This is a genomic window from Curtobacterium sp. TC1 (assembly GCF_019844075.1).
Taxonomy (GTDB): domain Bacteria; phylum Actinomycetota; class Actinomycetes; order Actinomycetales; family Microbacteriaceae; genus Curtobacterium.
The window spans coordinates 2681455-2699698 of the sequence record NZ_CP081964.1 but is presented as its reverse complement, the minus strand read 5'-3'; the positions used below and the strand labels follow the sequence as shown (position 1 = coordinate 2699698).

The following is an 18244-nucleotide window of genomic DNA, read 5'->3' as shown; positions in this document are numbered from 1 at the left end:
CACATGGCCGTCGAGCCGTTCGACACCGTCGACCTCATCCGCACGAAGCGATCCGGTGGCGCTCTGAGCACCGCCGAGGTGGACTGGCTCGTGGACGCCTACACGCGCGGCTACGTCGAGGACCCGCAGATGGCGGCGATGGCGATGGCCATCTTCCTGAACGGGATGGAGCGGCGCGAGATCAAGGACCTCACGCTCGCGATGATCGCGTCGGGGGAGCGGATGTCGTTCGGCTCGCTCGGCAAGACGACCGTCGACAAGCACTCCACCGGCGGCGTCGGCGACAAGATCACGCTGCCGCTCGCGCCGCTGGTGGCGTCGTTCGGCGTCGCGGTGCCGCAGCTGTCCGGTCGTGGCCTGGGGCACACCGGCGGGACGCTCGACAAGCTCGAGTCGATCCCCGGGTGGCAGGCCGCGCTGTCGAACGACCGGATGATGGAGATCCTGTCCGACGTCGGCGCGGTCATCTGCGCCGCTGGCTCGGGCCTGGCACCCGCCGACAAGAAGCTCTACGCGCTCCGCGACACCACCGGCACCGTCGAGTGCATCCCGCTCATCGCGTCGAGCATCATGTCGAAGAAGATCGCCGAGGGCACCGGTGCGCTCGTGCTCGACGTGAAGTTCGGGTCCGGGGCGTTCATGCCCACGTACGAGGCATCGCGCGAGCTCGCGCAGACGATGGTGGACCTCGGCAACGACGCCGGGGTGAAGACCTCGGCGCTGCTGACCGACATGGAGGTCCCGCTCGGTCTGACCATCGGCAACGCGCTCGAGGTGCGGGAGTCGGTCGAGGTCCTGGCTGGCGGTGGTCCGGCCGACGTCGTGGAGCTGACGGTCGCGCTCGCGACCGAGATGCTCACGCTCGCCGGGCTGCCGGACGCCGACCCGGCCGCGGCGCTGGCCGACGGCCGCGCGATGGACACCTGGCGCCGGATGATCCAGGCGCAGGGCGGGGACCCCTCCGCCGCGTTGCCGGTCGCCCGGGAGCAGCACGTCGTGACCGCGCCGTCGTCCGGTGTGCTCGCGCAGCAGGACGCCCTGCCGTTCGGTGTCTCGGCCTGGCGCCTCGGTGCCGGCCGCGCCCGAGCACAGGACCCGGTGCAGGCGGGTGCGGGCATCGAGCTGCACGTCAAGCCCGGTGACACCGTGACCGAGGGACAGCCGCTCTGGACGCTGCACACCGACGACGCGTCACGGATCCCGCGGGCGCTCGAGTCGCTCGAGGGTGCGTGGTCGATCGGCTCGTCCGACGCTGCGGTCGCTGCCCGCGGGCCGATCGTGCGGGAGCGCATCGGGTCCTGAACCCGGCCACCTGACGAACCGTCGGGCTCCCTGCACTGCTGTGGGGAGCCTCCAGTCTGTTCCGGTGAGTGTTGTGCACAGGTGCCTGCGCGCGGTCGGTGACCACCGATAGCCTGGTCGCATGAGCGCCGATGCCCCGACCTACCGCCTGCCCGACGCCGGAGCGGTCATCAACGACCTGCCGAAGGTCTCGCTGCACGACCACCTCGACGGCGGTCTGCGCCCCACGACGATCGTCGAGCTCGCCGGTGCCGCGGGCGTCACGCTGCCGACCACCGACCCGTCCGAGCTCGGGCAGTGGTTCGCCGACCAGTCGAACTCGGGCTCGCTCGTCGAGTACCTGAAGACGTTCGACGTCACCATCTCGGTCATGCAGACGGCTCCGCAGCTGCACCGCGTCGCGAAGGAGTTCGTCGAGGACCTGGTCGCCGACGGCGTCGTCTACGGCGAGGTCCGGTGGGCCCCGGAACAGCACCTGCAGGGCGGGCTGACGCTCGACGAGACGGTCGAGGCCGTGCAGGCCGGCATCGAGGAAGCGGTCGACGCCGCCGGTGGCCGCATCCGAGTCGGCCAGCTCGTCACCGCGATGCGGCACGCCGACCGCTCGCTCGAGATCGCCGAACTCGCCGTGCGGCACCGCGACGCCGGTGTCGTCGGCTTCGACATCGCCGGTGCCGAGGCCGGGTTCCCCGCTTCGAACCACCGCGCCGCGTTCGACCACCTCGCGTCCGAGCTCTTCCCCGTCACCGTGCACGCGGGCGAGGCCGACGGGCTCGCCTCCATCCGGTCCGCGCTCGTCGACGGCCGCGCGCTGCGCCTCGGGCACGGTGTCCGGATCTTCGAGGACGTCACGCTCTCCGACGCCGGTGACGGCTCGACGCTGGCCTCCCTCGGCGAGGTCGCATCGTGGGTCCGCGACCGCGAGATCCCACTCGAGGTGTCGCCGTCCTCCAACCTGCAGACGGGTGCGATCGCCGCCTGGGGCGACGATCTCGCCGACCACCCCTTCGACGTGCTCTACCAGCTCGGGTTCCGGGTCACGGTGAACACCGACAACCGCCTGATGAGCGGGACGTCGCTGTCGAAGGAGCTGGCACTGCTCGCGGGCACGTTCGGCTACGACCTCGACGACCTGGCAGCGTTCCAGATCAACGCCGCACTGGGCTCGTTCCTGCCGCTCGAGGACCGCGAGGAGATCATCGCCACCATCACCTCCGGGTACTCGGAGGCCTGACGCATGGGACTGCCGCCGCTGCCGGACGCCGCCGTGCTCCTCGGGGCCACCGCGCCCACCTGGCGTGACGCGATGCGCCTGGCCGGCGGCGCGCTCGTCGCGTCCGGAGCCGCGACCGACGAGTACACCGACGCCATGGTCGGCATGGTCGAGGAACACGGGCCGTACATCGTGATCTCCCCAGGACTGGCCTTCGCCCACGCCCGGCCGGGTGGCGCGGTCCTGCGCGACGGGCTCGCCGTCGTGACCCTGGCGTCGCCGGTGGCGTTCGGCCACCCGCACAACGACCCCGTCCGCGTCGTCCTGGGGCTCGCGGTCGCCGGGGTGGGGACGCACCTCGAGTCCATCGGCGAGATCGCGAACCTGTTCAACGACCAGGCCGTCACGGGGCGGATCGCCGACGCGACGACGGCGGACGAGGTCCGCACGATCATGGGGGTGTCCGCGTGAAGATCGTGACCATCTGCGGTGCCGGCATCGGGTCGAGCGGCATCCTCAAGGTGAACGCCGAGAAGGCGCTGTCCGCACTCGGCCTGCGGGCGTCGGTCGTCGCGGCCGACGTGGCCTCGGTGCGGGACGTGTCCGACGACGCCAACGTGATCCTCACCAGCCAGGAGTTCGTCGAGGCGATCGGTGACACCTACGCCGAGGTCATCGTCATCCGGAACCACTTCGACCAGGGCGAGATCACGGCGGCGGTGGACCGGGCGCTCGGCGAGCACTGAGCCGGGTGCGGCCACGGCCGCTGCGTGGGCATCGGCCCTTTAGAGTTGGGGCATGAGCACCGAGAACCCGCTGAACGACCCCGCTGCCGACCCGTTCGAGGTGGCGCGCGACGCCGCTGCCGTCATCGCCGCGAAGTCCGGCATCGAGCGGCACGACATCGCCCTGACCCTCGGCTCGGGCTGGGGCAAGGCCGCCGACATCATCGGTGAGACCGTGTCCGAGATCCCGGCGGACCAGGTCCCCGGCTTCAGCGCCTCGGCCGTGCCCGGACACTCCGGCACGATCCGGTCGATCCGCCTCGCCGACGGCCGCCACGCGCTGGTCATCGGGGCCCGCACGCACTACTACGAGGGCCACGGCGTCCGCCGGGTCGTGCACAGCGTCCGCACCGCTGCGGCGACGGGTGCTTCGATCATGGTGCTGACGAACGGTGCCGGTGGCATCAAGGAGCACTGGACGCCCGGCACCCCCGTGCTCATCAGCGACCACATCAACCTGACCGCCGACAGCCCGCTCGAGGGTGCGACGTTCATCGACCTGACCGACCTGTACTCGGCCCGTCTGCGTGACGTCGCGCGGTCGGTCGACCCGTCCCTGGACGAGGGCGTCTACACGCAGTTCCGCGGGCCGCACTACGAGACCCCGGCCGAGGTGCAGATGGCGAAGACCATCGGCGGGCACATCGTCGGCATGTCCACCGCGCTCGAGGCCATCGCCGCCCGGCAGGCCGGCATGGAGGTCCTCGGGTTCTCGCTCATCACGAACCTGGCGGCCGGCATCCAGAAGACGCCGCTGTCGCACACCGAGGTGCTCGAGGCCGGCAAGCAGGCCGAACCGGTGATCGCGGACCTCCTCGCCCGTGTGGTGACGGCGCTCGGGCAGACGGCCTCGTGAAGATCGATCTCGACCACGTGCTCGGGACCGCACGGTCCTGGCTCGCGCAGGACCCCGATCCGGAGACCCGCGACGAGCTCGCAGCCGCGATCGACGCCGCCGCCGACGGTTCCGGTCCGGCCGTGCAGGCCCTCGCCGCACGGTTCGGGGGACGGCTGCAGTTCGGCACCGCCGGACTCCGCGCCGAGCTCGGCTACGGTCCCCTCCGCATGAACCGGGTCGTCGTGACCCAGGCGGCCGCAGGGCTCGCACGCTTCCTGATCGACACCGGCCGGTCGCGTAGTGTCGTCATCGGCTACGACGGCCGCGTGAACTCCGACGTCTTCGCCCGCGACTCGGCCGAGGTGATGCGCGGTCTCGGGCTCGAGGTCACGCTGCTGCCGAGTGCCCTCCCCACACCGGTGCTCGCGTTCGCCGTCCGGCACCTCGACGTCGGCGCCGGGGTGATGGTCACCGCGAGCCACAACCCGCCCCGCGACAACGGCTACAAGGTCTACCTCGGGCAGGACGACGACGGGTCGCAGATCGTGCCGCCCGTCGACGGCGAGATCGCGGACGCCATCGACGCCGTCGCCGCAGGGTCGATCACGGACCTGCTCCGGGGCACCGACTACACCGTCGCCTCGTCCGCGTTGCTCGACGCCTACGTGGCCGCCACGGCCGCGACCGTCGCCCCGCCGGCACTCGGACCCGAAGCGCAGCCGAAGGTCGTCTACACGGCGATGCACGGTGTCGGGTGGGAGACCGCCCGTGCGGTGTTCGCCGCGGCCGGGTTCGCGTCGCCGACGGTGGTGCCGGAGCAGATCGACCCGGACGGCGCGTTCCCGACCGTGTCGTTCCCGAACCCCGAAGAGCCCGGCGCGATGGACCTGGCGATCGCCCGCGGTGTCGCCGTAGGCGCCGACCTCGTCATCGCGAACGACCCCGACGCCGACCGGCTCGCGCTCGCGATCCCGCACGGGTCCGGCTCCTTCCGGAGGCTCTCGGGCAACGAGGTCGGCTGGTTGCTCGGGTGGCGGGCTGCCGCTCGGGCGTCCGAGGCGGGGACGACCGGCACGCTCGCTGCGTCGATCGTCTCGTCGCCGGCGCTGGCCCGTGTCGCCGCCCGCCACGGCCTGGAGTACCGGGACACCCTGACCGGCTTCAAGTGGGTCTCGCGGGTCCCCGGGCTGCTCTTCGGGTACGAGGAAGCGCTCGGCTACCTCGTGGACCCCGAGGTCGTGCGCGACAAGGACGGCATCTCCGCGGCGCTGTCGCTACTGTCGCTGGCGTCGGACCTCGCCGCTGCCGGCTCGTCGATCGCCGGGCAGCTCGACGCCTTCGCCGCCGAGTTCGGGGCGTTCGCGTCGGGGCAGGTCGCGACCCGTGTGGACGACCTGTCGCGCATCGGGGAGATCATGGCGTCGCTCCGATCCACGCCGCCGACGTCGCTCGGCGGGCTGGAGGTCCTCACCGTGACGGACTACGTCGACGGGGTGGAGGGCTTCCCGCCGTCGGACATCCTGCGTTACGACCTGACCGGCGACGCACGGGTGATCGTCCGGCCGAGCGGGACCGAGCCCAAGGTCAAGGTCTACATCGACACGGTCGCGGAGACCCCCGCCGAGGCGCAGCGCCTCGTCGACGCCCTGGCGAGCTCGGTCCGCCCCTTGGTCTCCTAGCCCCGGGGCCGGTTCCGCTCGTTCGTGCGCTGCTCCATGGCCTGTCCACAGATTGCGCAGACCTCGCTCCCGATGGGCCGTGCGTCGCGATCATCGGAGCGTGGAACACGAACTCATCTCGACCGTCGGCCTCGCGCAGGACCCCGGTCGTGCATCGGCGATCCGTCGCGCGGCGGATGCCGGCTCCCTCGTCCGGGTGCACCGTGGCACGTACGTCGGGTCGGGCGAGTGGGCGTCCATGACGGGACGCGAACGACATCGCACGCTCGTGCGGAGTGTGGTCGACGGCGGGAGGGGCTCCGTCGTGGTGTCCCACCGGTCCGCGGTCGCCATGCTCGGACTTCCGTGGATCGGGGCGTTCGGCGGACGTGTCACGGTGACCGACCCGTCCCGCGACCGTGGACAGGTCAAACAGAGCATCCAGCGCATCGGCAGCGCCGGCCGGCGACCGTCCTCCGTCGAGGTCGACGGTGTGCCCGTCACGACGTTGACCGAGACCGCGGTCGACGTCGCCCTTCGCGAACACCCGTGGCGTGCCATCGTCGTGCTCGACGCAGTCTTGCGGCGCGGCGTCGAGCGGGCGACGATCCTCGAAGCGCTCGGCAGTCGCCGTGCTCGCGGGCATCGGCGCGCGCGGGAACTGGTCGAGCACGCGGATCCGCTCGCCGAGTCACCGGGGGAGAGCATCACACGGTGGGGTGCGCACGTGCTCGGCGCTCCGGACCCGGTCCTGCAGCAGGAGTTCCGGCACGACGGCCTGCTCCGCGACCGGGTGGACCTGTGGTTCGCGGAAGCCGGAGTGATCGTCGAGTTCGACGGCCGGGTGAAGTACGACGACCCGCGGCGAGGGCGGACAGCGGCGGACGCCCTGGTCGACGAGAAGCGCCGGGAGGACCGTCTCCGCCGTCGTCGTGAGGTCAACGGCTTCGCACGGGTGATGTGGTCGGATGCGATGCCCGCGGGGCAGCTCCCGCGGATCCTGCACGATGCCGGGGTGCCGCTTGGTCCGAACTGGGGCACGGCTTGGCGTCATGCTGCGATCCGCGCCCTCTGACGGTCATCGCGCCCCGAAGAGTCGGGGCGCGATGACCACAGCGGGGCGCAACCCGACGACCGCGGAGCGGAGCGGCGACCGCGCGCGAACGCGCCCCGGGCTACGCCAGCTCGAGCAGCACGTGGCCGGACGAGACCGTCTGACCGACCGGGGCGTTCAAGCCGGTGACGACGCCGTCCTTGTGGGCCTGCACGGGCTGCTCCATCTTCATGGCCTCGAGCACGACGAGCAGGTCGCCCTTCACCACGGTGTCACCCTCGGCGACCGCGAGCTTCACCACGGTGGCCTGCATCGGCGACGCGACGGACCCACCGGACTTCGCGATGCCGCCCTTGACCGCCGACGAGCGACGCTTCGGGGGAGCGGTGGGGCCGGCCGGACGACGACCGGCAACACCGGCAGCGGCACCGACGATCGACGGCATGGTGACCTCGATGCGCTTGCCCTGCACCTCGACGACGACCGAGTCGCGCGAAGCCGGTGCCGGGAGCTCTTCGGGAGAGCCGCTCCATGCTGGGATCTCGTTGACGAAGTCGGTCTCGATCCACTGCGTGTACACGGAGAACGGCGAGGAGTCGTCCGTGGCGAACGCCGGGTCCGACACGACCGCACGGTGGAAGGGGAGCACGGTCGGCAGGCCGGTCACCTCGAACTCGGCGAGTGCTCGCCGGGAACGCTCGAGCGCCTCGGCACGGGTGGCGCCGGTGACGACGAGCTTCGCGAGCATCGAGTCGAACGAACCGGAGACGACGTCGCCGGACACGACGCCCGAATCGACACGGACACCGGGGCCGGACGGCGCGTTGAACGCGTGCACGGGGCCGGGCGCCGGGAAGAAGTTGCGGCCCGGGTCCTCGCCGTTGATGCGGAACTCGAACGAGTGGCCGCGCGCGACGGGGTCGGAGTAGTCGAGCACGCCGCCCTCGGCGATGCGGAACTGCTCACGCACGAGGTCGATGCCGGTGACCTCTTCGGAGACGCAGTGCTCGACCTGCAGGCGGGTGTTGACCTCGAGGAACGACACGGTGCCGTCGGCCCCGATGAGGAACTCGCAGGTGCCGGCGCCGACGTAGCCGACCTCGCGCAGGATCGCCTTCGACGACTCGTACAGTCGCTCCTGCTGCGCGTCCGTCAGGTAGGGCGCGGGCGCCTCCTCGACGAGCTTCTGGTGCCGGCGCTGCAGCGAGCAGTCACGCGTCGACACGACGACGACGTTGCCGTGCTCGTCCGCCAGGCACTGGGTCTCGACGTGGCGCGGCTTGTCGAGGTACTTCTCGACGAAGCACTCGCCCCGACCGAACGCCGCGATGGCTTCACGCGTCGCCGACTCGAACTGCGAGGCGACCTCCTCGCGCGTCCGTGCGACCTTCAGACCGCGGCCACCGCCACCGAAGGCCGCCTTGATGGCGACCGGCAGGCCGACCTCGTCCGCGAACGCGATGACCTCGGAGGCGTCCTTGACGGGCTCGATGGTGCCGGGGGCGAGCGGCGCCCCGACCTTCTCGGCGACGTGGCGCGCGGAGACCTTGTCGCCGAGGCGCTCGATCGACTCCGGCGACGGGCCGATCCAGGTCAGCCCGGCGTCGATGACGGCGCGGGCGAAGTCGGCGTTCTCGGCCAGGAACCCGTAGCCCGGGTGCACGGCGTCCGCGCCGGAGCGGCGGGCCACCGAGATGATCTTGTCGATGACGAGGTAGGTGTCGGCGCTCGTGGTGCCGTTCAGCGCGTAGGCCTCGTCGGCGAGGCGTGCGTGGAGGGCGTCACGGTCCTGGTCGGCGTAGACCGCGACGGATGCCTTGCCTGCGTCGCGGGCCGCGCGGATGATGCGGACGGCGATCTCGCCGCGGTTCGCGATGAGGACCTTGCTGATACGGGGCATGAGACATCAGCGTATTCGTGCGACGGGGGGACGAATTGACTGGCACCCACAAAGAACCACCCCGAAGAGGTGCGGATGTCTACAGTGACCAGAGGTCGTGCCAGGCGATCCCGAAGCCCCGGAGCAGCATCGAGCGCAGCACCGGCAAGGACATCCCGATCACCGCGGACGGCGCCCCGTCGATCCGTGTGATGTACGCCGCCGCCCGCCCGTCGATGGTGAACGCCCCCGCGACCTCGAGCGGCTCGCCCGTCGCCACGTACGCGTCGATCTCGTCGGCGGACACGTCGTCGGCGAACGTCAGCACCGCGCTGTCCACGGCGACCACGCGGTCCCCGCCGGCGGCCAGGGCCGACCCGCCGGGCGCGACGTCCCCCAGCTCCGGCACGCCGGCAGGAGACGTCACCAGGCTGCGGACGGGAGGCACGGGGCGGGCCGCATCCGGGCCTCCCGTCCGCCCCGTTGCCGGGTCCAGGTCGCGGCGCCGGTCGACGACGCAGTGCCCACTCCACAGCGTCCCGCCGCCGGCGGCGAGCATCTGCCGCCAGCGCTCCCGGGCCACGGCCGGGTCGTGCGGCTTGCCGTACAGGCGCCCGTCGACCTCGAAGGCGGAGTCGCCGCCGAACACGAAGCCGTCGACCGGCGAGCCGGCGACGTCGGCGTCCGCGACGGCCGACGCCTTGGCGACGGCGAGCAGCGACACGAGTTCCGGACCGGTCAGGTCGCGGCCGAGCGCTGCGGCCGCTGCCGCTGCTGCGGCGTCCTCGTCGACCCCGGGGGACACGAGCACGGGCTCGATCCCGGACTGGGCGAGGAGTGCTCGGCGGGCGGGGGATGTACTCGCGAGGTACAGACGCATGGGACCATCTCACCATGGGTGAATCGGTCGGAACGCTGCTCGAACTCGACGTCACCGGGATCGCCCACGGCGGCATCTCGGTGGCACGGCACGAGGGCCGGGTGGTCTTCGTCTCGGACGCGATCCCCGGGGAGCGCGTCGTCGCCCGGGTGACCGAGGACCGGAAGAAGTCGTTCTGGCGCGCCGACACGGTCAGCGTCGTCACGCCGAGCGAGCACCGCGTCGACCACGTCTGGGCCGAAGCCGCACTCGACCGCGACCCCGAGACGCGCCCGGGTGGTGCCGAGTTCGGCCACATCGCCCTCGCCCACCAGCGCACGCTGAAGCACGACGTGCTCGTCGACTCGTTCTCGCGGTTCGCGCACACGGACCTGGCGTCGGTGCTCGGCTCGGACGTCGTCGTCGAGGCCGCGCCCGGTGACGACGCGGCGAACGGCCTCGGGTGGCGCACCCGGGTCCGTCTGCACGTCGACGAGCACGGCACCGCTGGTCCGTTCGGGGCCCGTTCGCACTCCGTCATCCCCGTCACCAGCCTGCCGCTCGCGAACGCCGCCGTGCAGCAGAGCGCACCGCTCGGTCGTGGGGTGATGCCCGGTTCGTCGGTCATCGACGTGCTCGCGCCGAGCGGTTCAGAGGGCGCCCGGCTCGTCATCGACGAGCAGAAGCCCACCGTGGTGACCGAGGTCGTGGGGGAGCGCACCTTCGAGGTCGACGACAACGGCTTCTGGCAGGTGCACCGTGCCGCGGCGTCGGTGCTCACCGAGGCCGTGCAGGACCTGGTCGACCGCGACCGGCTCGACCCCGAGGGCACCCACCTGGACCTGTACGGCGGCGTCGGCCTGCTGGCCGCCGCACTCGGCGACCTCGTCGGACCGAAGGCGCGCATCACGAGCGTCGAGAGCGCCGCGCGCGCGACCGAGCACGCGCAGGAGAACCTCGCCGAGTGGCTCGGCGCCCGTGCCGAGACCGGGCGGGTCGACCGCTGGCTCGCGAACACGGTGGCGAACGCCTCGCGCGCCGAGAAGGACCGGTTCGCCGCCGGCACGATCGTCCTCGACCCGCCGCGCGCCGGAGCCGGTCGGCAGGTCGTCGAGCAGATCGCGGCCCTGCAGCCGTCGCAGGTCGTGTACGTCGCCTGCGACCCCGTCGCGCTCGCCCGGGACGTCGCCACGTTCGCCGACCTGGGGTACAAGCTCGAGGCGCTGCGGGCGTTCGACCTGTTCCCCCACACCCACCACATGGAGGCCGTGGCGCGCCTGACGCCCGCGCGCTGACGGGGATCCACGGGGTTTCGTCCGCGTGGCGCGCCTCGTTTCCCCGGACCTGAGTCCAGCCTGGGTATCCTGGGCGCTGATGGCGAACCGGTTTCAGGGGCCGGGGACGCGCATCGGAACGAGAGGCCACAGTGGGAGCAGGAACGACAACCGCAGCCGAGACGACGGGCGCGGCCACCAGGCCGGTCCGGGTCGCGATCGTGGACGACCACGAGTCCGTGCGACTCGGGATCCAGGCGGCGTGCCAGAACGAGGGCTTCGAGGTGGTGCTCACCGCCGCGAGCGTGCCCGAGTACGTCCAGAACCTCGACGGGCGTGAGGTCGACGTCGTCGTCCTCGACCTGTCCCTCGGTGACGGCTCGACCGTGACCGAGAACGTCAAGGGTGTGCAGGGGACCGGTTCCGCCGTCCTCGTGCACTCCATCGCGGACCGCGTCGCCAACGTCCGCGAGGCACTCGCAGCAGGGGCTGCCGGTGTCATCCCGAAGTCGTCCGCCACGAAGACGGTGATGGCCGCGGTCGCTACCGTCGCCCGCGGGGACGTGCTGAACAACCTCGAGTGGGCGAGCGCCATCGACGCCGACCGCGACTTCGCGAAGGCCCAGCTCGGCCGGCGCGAGCGCGAGATCCTGCACCTGTACGCCTCGGGCCTGCCGCTCAAGCTGGCGGCGCAGCAGCTCGGCATCGGGTACTCCACGGCGCGCGAGTACCTCGACCGCATCCGCGTGAAGTACGTCGAGGTCGGTCGCCCGGCCCCGACGAAGGTCGACCTGCTGCGACGGGCGGTCGAGGACGGCATCCTCCCCGGTCTCGACTCGGGCATCGACCCCGACGGCGACGGTCGCTGAACCCGATGGTGAGCGCGGCTGAGCCGGCGTCGCGCCGGGGGACCGGCAGGCGCTCCGGCCGCGGGTCGGGCGGCGCTGGTGCGGCGTCGAGCCAAGCCGGTGGCGACCCGGTCGGCGTCGGGGACGGAGCGCCCTTCGGCGCCGACCCGTCGCGCAGCGTCCGCGCGTCGATCACGCAGGCTTCGGTGGAGCGTGCCTTCGCGATCCTGCTGGCGATGGCCGCCGTCGGCCTCGGCATCGTCGACACCCCGGCCGTCCTCGCCCAGTTGCCGTACCTCGACCCGTTCTGGGGTCCGCTCGTCGCGATCGCACTCGGGGCGTCGTTCGTCCTGGTCGGGGTGTCGGCGTTCGTGCCGCGGATCGCCCAGCTCGCGCAGATCCTGTGCGCGCTCCTCTTCCTGGTCGCGCTGACGACGTGGCCGCTCACAGTGCAGGAGTCGATCCCGTCCACGCAGCAGCCGTGGCCGTGGTGGTTCTGCACCGTCGGCTCGACCGCTGCGGCGATGGGCTTCGCCACGTGGCGGGCCACGATCTACACCGCGCTCGTGCCGGCGGTCTACGTGGTCCTCCGGCTCACCCCGGTCGGCGGTGACGCCGGGCTCGTCCGCGCACTGCTCGACGGCGTGTACACCGCGCTGCTCAGCGGTGCGGTGCTCGTCATCGCGGTGGTCCTGCGCCGGGCCGCCTCGTCCGTCGACACGGCGCAGTCCACCGCGGTCCGCCGCTACTCGCTCGCGATCCGTGACCACGCGGTCGAGGTCGAACGCGTGCAGGTCGACGCGATCGTGCACGACAGCGTGCTGACGACGCTGCTCTCCGCTGCCCGGGCCGACACGCTCGAGGCGAAGACCCTCGCCGCGCGCATGGCGCGGAACGCCATCGACCACCTCGAGGCCGCGGCGGCCGACGGCCCGGACGACGACACCCCGGTCCCGCTCGCCGACCTCCGCGCCCGCATCGGCGAGGCGATCGGTGCCCTCGCGGCGCCCGTCCGGCTCGTGCCCGCCCCGACCGGCCCGGTCCGGCTGCCGGCCTCGGTCGCCGACGCCCTGGCCTCGGCGGCGCTGCAGGCCGCCGTGAACAGCGTCCAGCACGCCGGTGGGCCCGAGGTCGCCCGATGGGTGCGCGTCGAGCAGCACGACGACGGCGTGCACGTCGAGGTCGGTGACGACGGCCGCGGGTTCGACGTCGCGACGATCCCGTCCGAACGACTCGGGGTGCGGCGTTCGATCATCGAGCGGGTCGCGGCCGTCGACGGCCGCGCCGAGGTGCACACCGCCCCGGGCGAGGGCACGCGCATCGAGCTGACCTGGTCGCCTCCCACGCCGTCCGCGCCCTCGACGACCGGAGCCGCCGCATGAAGGTCTCCCTCCCCGCGAGCATCGCGATCGGCCTGGCGTCGCTGTTCTCCGTGTACCACCTGGTCCTCGCCGTCGCGTCACTGCAGCGCGTGCACGACGTCGGACCCGTCATCGCCTGCATGGTCCTCTACGCGGCGGCCACCGGCGCCGCGCTCTTCGTGCCCGGCAAGGTGCTGCCGGTCTGGACGGCGTGCTTCTCGCTCGCCACCGCGGTCGTGATGCCGCTCGTCGCGGCCCCGGTCGTCGACCTGGCGAACGGTCCCGGGAACGCCACGTGGTGGATCGCCGCCGTCGGCACGCTGATGGTCGTCCTGGTCGTCCGCGGCCGTGGCCCGTTCGCGTGGGCCGGGGTGCTCTTCCTGGCGGTGTACACCGTGGCGTGGGCCGGTCTCGACGCGCTCGGAGCGCTCGGTGTGCTCGGCAGCGTGGCCTGGGTCGCGATCGCCACGGTGTTCGCCGTGGCGATGAACCGAGCCATCCGGAACACCCGCGAGCTCGTCCGTGCGGAGCAGGAGACCGCCGACTGGCAGGCGGCGCAGGACGCCCACGTCTTCGAGCGGCAGTTCCGTCTGAGCCAGACCACACGGATGGCCCTGCCGATGCTGCAGCGGATCATCGACTCGTGCGGCGACCTGGACGACGCCGACCGGGCCGAGTGCCTGCACCTCGAGCAGGCCATCCGTGACGAGATCCGCGGCCGCTCCCTGCTGTCCGAGGACGTCCGCGACGAGGTCATGCGCCTGCGCCGTCGGGGTGCGACGGTGCAGCTGCACGACGACGGCGGCCTCGACGAGCTCGAGGTCGACGACGTGCGCCGTATCCACGCCCGCATCGCCGAGGCCCTCCGACAGGCCCGCGAGGCCGACAACGTCATCGTCCGCACCGTCAGCGAGGGGTCCGACTCCGCGGTGACCGTCGTCGGGCTCAAGCTCGACACGGCGGCGAGCGAGTCCGCCGCCCTCGGAGCCGGCATGGAGGACGACGACGGCGACGAGGACGACTCCGTGGCCCTCTGGCTCGAGATCCCGCGGCACGAGCCCGCCTGAGGCGCGTTGCGCCTGCACGCGTGGTCGCGTGCGGCGTCGTGCGCGGCCGGACGGAAGCGACAAGGTCGATGTCGTACGACGTCGAGGGTGTCGCTCGTGCGCGCGCGCAACTGTTGTGTCCGCGTGCGGACGACACCCTAGACGTCGTACGACGTCGAGGACGTCGTTCCGGGTCCGTGGGACGCGCCCGCGGCGGTGGACGGGACACGTGCCGGCCGGGAGGCCCGTGGCGGCGCCGCCACGCGCCTCCCGGCCGCACCAAGGTCGCGCCGGGCTGGCGCCGACGGCTGACGCGACAACACGGACGTCGTACGACGTCGGGGGTGTCGCTCGTGCGCGCGTGCAACCGTTGCAGGCGCCGGGGGACGACACTGTGGACGTCGTACGACGTCGAGGATGTCGTTCCGCGTCGACGACCGACGACCAGAGCGACGCGAACGCCCCGGAAACGGGGAACGGGCCGGTCGTATCCGACCGGCCCGTTCACGACCCGAGGCTGAGCGACAACCCGAATGTCGCCCTGCCTCGCAGCGGGCGGTGGCGTCGTACCCTAGTCGGCCACCGACCTGCGATGTTCTTCGTTGAAGGACACCGAACACCAGTAACTATGCCAACCCACAACCCTCGTGTCAGTCGTCATTATGGGGGACAAAATCGGCATTTCCGGTCCCCTTGAGCGATTCGTGTCCCCCGTGTGAGGGGATACCGACCGGGAAGTGCAGCCTGCAACGGCAACCGACACGGTGACACCAGGGGTACAGCGAGGTCAGACGGTCAGCGGAGGTCAGCGGAGCGATCGGCTCCAGGCACCGGGACCGTGGTCGAGCGGACGACGCAGACCGCGGGCCGACGCCTGCCACCCGGTCCGGGGCTCGTCGACGACCTCGGCCCGGCCGGCCGCCGCGGCCTCGTCGGCCTGGCGCTGCAGCACGGCCACGACCGCTGCGAGCTCCTCGGGGGTGGGTTCGCCGGAGACCACCCGGACGTCGGCGACCGATGCCGGCTCGTCCGTGGGGACCGGAGCTGCGTGACGGCCCATCAGAGCGGGATGTTCCCGTGCTTCTTGGGCGGCAGCGTGGCGCGCTTGCCGCGCAGTGCGCGCAGGGCCTTGATGACCGAGACGCGGGTCGCGTGCGGCTGGATGATCCCGTCGAGCTCACCGCGCTCGGCCGCCAGGTACGGCGACGCGACGTTGTAGGTGTACTCGTTCGCGAGCTTCGTGCGGACTGCTGCGACGTCCTCGCCGGACTCCTCGGCGCGCTTGATCTCGGCGCGGTACAGGATGTTGACGGCGCCCTGTCCGCCCATGACGGCGATCTCGGCGGTCGGCCAGGCCAGGTTGATGTCGGCGCCGAGCTGCTTCGACCCCATCACGATGTACGCGCCGCCGTAGGCCTTGCGCGTGATCACGGTGACGAGCGGCACGGTGGCCTCGGCGTAGGCGTACAGGAGCTTCGCGCCGCGGCGGATGACCCCGGTCCACTCCTGGTCGGTGCCGGGCAGGTAGCCGGGGACGTCGACCAGGGTCAGGATCGGGATGCCGAACGCGTCGCAGAACCGCACGAAGCGGGCCGCCTTCTCGCCGGCGTCGATGTTCAGCGTGCCGGCCATGGCCTGCGGCTGGTTCGCGATGATGCCGACGGTCCGGCCCTCGACCCGGCCGAAGCCGATCAGGATGTTCGGCGCGAACAGCGGCTGGACCTCGAGGAACTCGCCGTCGTCGACGATGTGCTCGATGATCGTGGTGACGTCGTACGGCTGGTTCGTCGAGTCGGGGATGACGACGTCGAGCTCGTGGTCGGCGTCGGTGGTCTCGAGCTCCGGGGCGACGTCGTAGGCGGGGGCGTCGGACAGGTTGTTGTCCGGCAGGAACCCGATGAGCGAGCGGGCGTAGTCGAGCGCGTCGGTCTCGTCCTCGGCCAGGTAGTGGGCGACGCCGGAGACCGCGTTGTGGGTCTGCGCGCCACCGAGCTCCTCGAAGCCGACGTCCTCGCCCGTGACGGTCTTGATGACGTCGGGGCCGGTGACGAACATGTGGCTGGTCTTGTCGACCATGATCACGAAGTCGGTCAGGGCGGGGGAGTACACCGCACCGCCGGCTGCCGGGCCCATCACGATGGACAGCTGCGGGATGACACCCGACGCCTGGGTGTTGAGGCGGAAGATCTCGCCGTACTTGCCGAGCGCGACCACGCCCTCCTGGATCCGGGCGCCGCCGGAGTCGAGGATTCCGATGATCGGCACGCCGGTCTTCAGCGCGTGCTGCATGACCTTGATGATCTTCTCGCCGGCGACCTCGCCGAGCGACCCGCCGAAGACGGTGAAGTCCTGGGCGTACACGGCGACGTTGCGGCCGTGGATCGTGCCGACGCCGGTGACGACCGCGTCGCCGTAGGGGCGCTTGGCGTCCATGCCGAACGAGGTGGTGCGGTGGCGGACGAACTCGTCGAACTCCACGAAGGAGTTCTCGTCGAGCAGCTGCTCGATGCGTTCGCGCGCGGTGCCCTTGCCCTTGGCGTGCTGCTTGGCGATCGCGGACTCGCCCGCGGCGGTCACGGCCTCGTGGTACCGCTCACGGAGGTCGGCCAGCCGGCCGGCCGTCGTCGAGAGATCGGGGGTGTCTCCTGAAGTCACCCGCTCACCCTACCGGCGGCGGGGTCGGGGCCGGTTGGAGGACCCCCACGGTTCCTGCCCGTACATTTGCGTGCATGTCCACATCCCCGTCGCCGTCGTTCCCCGTCACCAGCGAGGCGGTCCGGTCGGCGGGCGCGACCCTCGCCGTCCCCGACGAGACCGGCTCCACGAACGCCGACCTGCTCGCCGCGGCACCCGCGCGGCAGCACGGCAGCGTGGTCGCGACGCTCCACCAGACCTCGGGTCGCGGGCGCCTGGACCGCACGTGGAGTGCTCCCGCCGGCGAAGCGTTGGCCGCGAGCCTGCTCGTGCGCGCCGACCTCGCGGACCACGACCGCGGCTGGCTGCCCCTGGTCGCCGGCGCCGCCATGCGCGATGCGATCGCCCGGGTGCTGCCCGCCGGCGCCGACGTCGCCGTCAAGTGGCCGAACGACGTGCAGGTCGCCGGCGACAAGGTGTGCGGCATCCTCTGCCAGGTCGCGTCCGACGGCAGCGTCGTGGTCGGCGCCGGCGTGAACCTCACGATCCCCGCCGACCGCCTGCCCACCCCGACGTCGACGTCGCTGCGCGTCGCCGGCGCGGTCGACGACGCTCCCGCCCTGGCCGACGCGGTCCTGTCCGCCTTCCGTGCCGCCGTCCTGGAGGCCGTGGCCGCCCTGGTCACGGGTGGTCCCGCCGCCGAGACGGTCCGGTCCCACGTCCGTGCCGCGTGCGGCACGATCGGTCGCCGCATCCGCCTCGAGCTGCCCGACGGCACCGTCGAGGAAGCGGACGCCACCGGCATCGACGACGAGGGCCGCATCACGATCCGGGATCGAGCGGGCGCCTCCAGGGGCGTCGCCGTGGGGGACATCACCCACCTGCGGTATGCATGACGGCATGACCGCCGAGCCGCCGCCCGAACGCGTCGTCGCTCGCCTGCGACCACACGCTCGTCGACTGGTGCGCCCAGCGGTGTTCGTCGTGCTGGTCATGGTCGCCGGCGGGTTCGGGTTCGGCGTGTTCCAGGCGCAGCTGGCGTGGCTGAACGTCGTCGTCGCCGCACTCGTCGTGGTGCTCGTGGTGTTCGGTGGTGCCGTACCGCTGTTCCGGTGGATGTCCGAGCGGTACGTCGTCACCACCCGTCGGCTCGTGGTCGTGCACGGGCTCGGTACACGGACCCGGCGCGAGCTCCTGCACTCCCGCGGGTACGACGTGACGGTGCGCCGGCGCGGGCTCCAGGGGGTGTTCCGCTCCGGTGACGTCCTGGTGTTCCCGGGCGACGACCCCGCGGTGGTGCTCGCCGACGTGCCGCACGCCGACCTGGTGGTGGCCGTCCTGCACGACCTGGTCGAGGCCCACGAGGCCCGGCGGCGCCACCGCGAGCCGGACTGGGACGAGATCGTCGGCGGCCCGGACCGACCGCCGTGGGGCGACGTCCGAGCCTGACGCCGCCGCGACACCCTGGCCGCTGCGGTGCTGGACCTCCCACG

Annotated in this window: 17 protein-coding genes; 13 read left to right on the top strand and 4 right to left on the bottom strand. The window is 72.1% G+C overall.

The annotated features are described in order from the left end of the window. The first annotated feature begins 3 nt into the window (after positions 1-3). The 7 genes from KZI27_RS13740 to KZI27_RS13710 all read left to right on the top strand — a co-directional run bounded on the left by KZI27_RS13740 (position 4) and on the right by KZI27_RS13710 (position 6871). On the top strand, positions 4-1302 hold the full coding sequence (locus KZI27_RS13740) for a thymidine phosphorylase (protein WP_123313757.1): 1299 nt from the start codon (positions 4-6) through the stop codon (positions 1300-1302). 121 nt (positions 1303-1423) lie between these two features. Next, the gene (locus tag KZI27_RS13735) at positions 1424-2536 is read left to right on the top strand and encodes an adenosine deaminase (protein ID WP_222658049.1); all 1113 of its coding nucleotides are present in this window, start codon (positions 1424-1426) and stop codon (positions 2534-2536) included. 3 nt (positions 2537-2539) lie between these two features. Beyond that, complete coding sequence (locus tag KZI27_RS13730; protein WP_222658048.1) at positions 2540-2986, top strand: PTS sugar transporter subunit IIA; 447 nt, start codon at positions 2540-2542, stop codon at positions 2984-2986. Further along, positions 2983-3261 carry a PTS sugar transporter subunit IIB gene (locus tag KZI27_RS13725; protein WP_222658047.1) on the top strand — a complete coding sequence of 93 codons (279 nt, stop codon included), beginning with the start codon at positions 2983-2985 and terminating at the stop codon, positions 3259-3261. Before KZI27_RS13730 ends, KZI27_RS13725 begins: the two co-directional genes overlap by 4 nt. Positions 3262-3313: 52 nt before the next feature. Next, positions 3314-4156, top strand: coding sequence for a purine-nucleoside phosphorylase (locus KZI27_RS13720; RefSeq protein WP_222658046.1), 843 nt, complete (start codon positions 3314-3316; stop codon positions 4154-4156). Further along, positions 4153-5817: a phospho-sugar mutase gene (locus tag KZI27_RS13715; protein ID WP_222658045.1), complete on the top strand. Its 1665-nt coding sequence runs from the start codon at positions 4153-4155 to the stop codon at positions 5815-5817. The genes KZI27_RS13720 and KZI27_RS13715 overlap by 4 nt, the downstream gene beginning before the upstream one ends. Positions 5818-5917: 100 nt before the next feature. Then, positions 5918-6871, top strand: a complete 954-nt coding sequence (locus KZI27_RS13710) for a hypothetical protein (RefSeq protein ID WP_222658044.1) — start codon at positions 5918-5920, stop codon at positions 6869-6871. A 100-nt stretch (positions 6872-6971) separates the two neighbouring features. Here KZI27_RS13710 and KZI27_RS13705 read toward each other — a convergent pair whose 3' ends face one another. Both KZI27_RS13705 and KZI27_RS13700 read right to left on the bottom strand, forming a co-directional pair. Then, a complete protein-coding gene (locus KZI27_RS13705) occupies positions 6972-8750 on the bottom strand; it encodes an acetyl/propionyl/methylcrotonyl-CoA carboxylase subunit alpha (protein ID WP_222658043.1) in 1779 nt (592 codons plus the stop codon). A 79-nt stretch (positions 8751-8829) separates the two neighbouring features. After that, positions 8830-9609, bottom strand: coding sequence for a Maf family protein (locus tag KZI27_RS13700; protein ID WP_222658042.1), 780 nt, complete (start codon positions 9607-9609; stop codon positions 8830-8832). Between the two features lie 14 nt (positions 9610-9623). Between KZI27_RS13700 and KZI27_RS13695 the strand changes: the two genes are divergently transcribed. The 4 genes from KZI27_RS13695 to KZI27_RS13680 all read left to right on the top strand — a co-directional run bounded on the left by KZI27_RS13695 (position 9624) and on the right by KZI27_RS13680 (position 14138). Next, the gene (locus tag KZI27_RS13695) at positions 9624-10883 is read left to right on the top strand and encodes a class I SAM-dependent RNA methyltransferase (protein ID WP_222658041.1); all 1260 of its coding nucleotides are present in this window, start codon (positions 9624-9626) and stop codon (positions 10881-10883) included. A gap of 131 nt (positions 10884-11014) precedes the next feature. Next, positions 11015-11731, top strand: a complete 717-nt coding sequence (locus KZI27_RS13690; protein WP_123313748.1) for a response regulator transcription factor — start codon at positions 11015-11017, stop codon at positions 11729-11731. A 5-nt stretch (positions 11732-11736) separates the two neighbouring features. Next, positions 11737-13092: a sensor histidine kinase gene (locus KZI27_RS13685; protein ID WP_222658040.1), complete on the top strand. Its 1356-nt coding sequence runs from the start codon at positions 11737-11739 to the stop codon at positions 13090-13092. Then, positions 13089-14138 carry a hypothetical protein gene (locus tag KZI27_RS13680; RefSeq protein WP_222658039.1) on the top strand — a complete coding sequence of 350 codons (1050 nt, stop codon included), beginning with the start codon at positions 13089-13091 and terminating at the stop codon, positions 14136-14138. Before KZI27_RS13685 ends, KZI27_RS13680 begins: the two co-directional genes overlap by 4 nt. Positions 14139-14922: 784 nt before the next feature. Here KZI27_RS13680 and KZI27_RS13675 read toward each other — a convergent pair. Further along, positions 14923-15177, bottom strand: a complete 255-nt coding sequence (locus KZI27_RS13675; protein WP_222658038.1) for an acyl-CoA carboxylase subunit epsilon — start codon at positions 15175-15177, stop codon at positions 14923-14925. After that, positions 15177-16772, bottom strand: a complete 1596-nt coding sequence (locus tag KZI27_RS13670) for an acyl-CoA carboxylase subunit beta (protein WP_123313744.1) — start codon at positions 16770-16772, stop codon at positions 15177-15179. The genes KZI27_RS13675 and KZI27_RS13670 overlap by 1 nt, the downstream gene beginning before the upstream one ends. A 74-nt stretch (positions 16773-16846) precedes the next feature. Between KZI27_RS13670 and KZI27_RS13665 the strand changes: the two genes are divergently transcribed. Beyond that, on the top strand, positions 16847-17647 hold the full coding sequence (locus KZI27_RS13665; protein ID WP_222658037.1) for a biotin--[acetyl-CoA-carboxylase] ligase: 801 nt from the start codon (positions 16847-16849) through the stop codon (positions 17645-17647). Between the two features lie 4 nt (positions 17648-17651). Beyond that, entirely contained in the window at positions 17652-18200 is a 549-nt protein-coding gene (locus KZI27_RS13660) for a PH domain-containing protein (RefSeq protein ID WP_222658036.1), read from the top strand. Positions 18201-18244: the final 44 nt, after the last annotated feature.

Excerpts from the sequence above, each read along its gene's own strand:
- KZI27_RS13740 (WP_123313757.1), top strand. The coding sequence starts at position 4 with ATGGCCGTCGAGCCGTTCGACACCGTCGACCTCATCCGCACGAAGCGA.
- KZI27_RS13735 (WP_222658049.1), top strand. The coding sequence starts at position 1,424 with ATGAGCGCCGATGCCCCGACCTACCGCCTGCCCGACGCCGGAGCGGTC.
- KZI27_RS13730 (WP_222658048.1), top strand. The coding sequence starts at position 2,540 with ATGGGACTGCCGCCGCTGCCGGACGCCGCCGTGCTCCTCGGGGCCACC.
- KZI27_RS13720 (WP_222658046.1), top strand. The coding sequence starts at position 3,314 with ATGAGCACCGAGAACCCGCTGAACGACCCCGCTGCCGACCCGTTCGAG.
- KZI27_RS13705 (WP_222658043.1), bottom strand. The coding sequence starts at position 8,750 with ATGCCCCGTATCAGCAAGGTCCTCATCGCGAACCGCGGCGAGATCGCC.
- KZI27_RS13700 (WP_222658042.1), bottom strand. The coding sequence starts at position 9,609 with ATGCGTCTGTACCTCGCGAGTACATCCCCCGCCCGCCGAGCACTCCTC.
- KZI27_RS13695 (WP_222658041.1), top strand. The coding sequence starts at position 9,624 with ATGGGTGAATCGGTCGGAACGCTGCTCGAACTCGACGTCACCGGGATC.
- KZI27_RS13685 (WP_222658040.1), top strand. The coding sequence starts at position 11,737 with ATGGTGAGCGCGGCTGAGCCGGCGTCGCGCCGGGGGACCGGCAGGCGC.
- KZI27_RS13680 (WP_222658039.1), top strand. The coding sequence starts at position 13,089 with ATGAAGGTCTCCCTCCCCGCGAGCATCGCGATCGGCCTGGCGTCGCTG.
- KZI27_RS13675 (WP_222658038.1), bottom strand. The coding sequence starts at position 15,177 with ATGGGCCGTCACGCAGCTCCGGTCCCCACGGACGAGCCGGCATCGGTC.
- KZI27_RS13665 (WP_222658037.1), top strand. The coding sequence starts at position 16,847 with ATGTCCACATCCCCGTCGCCGTCGTTCCCCGTCACCAGCGAGGCGGTC.
- KZI27_RS13660 (WP_222658036.1), top strand. The coding sequence starts at position 17,652 with ATGACCGCCGAGCCGCCGCCCGAACGCGTCGTCGCTCGCCTGCGACCA.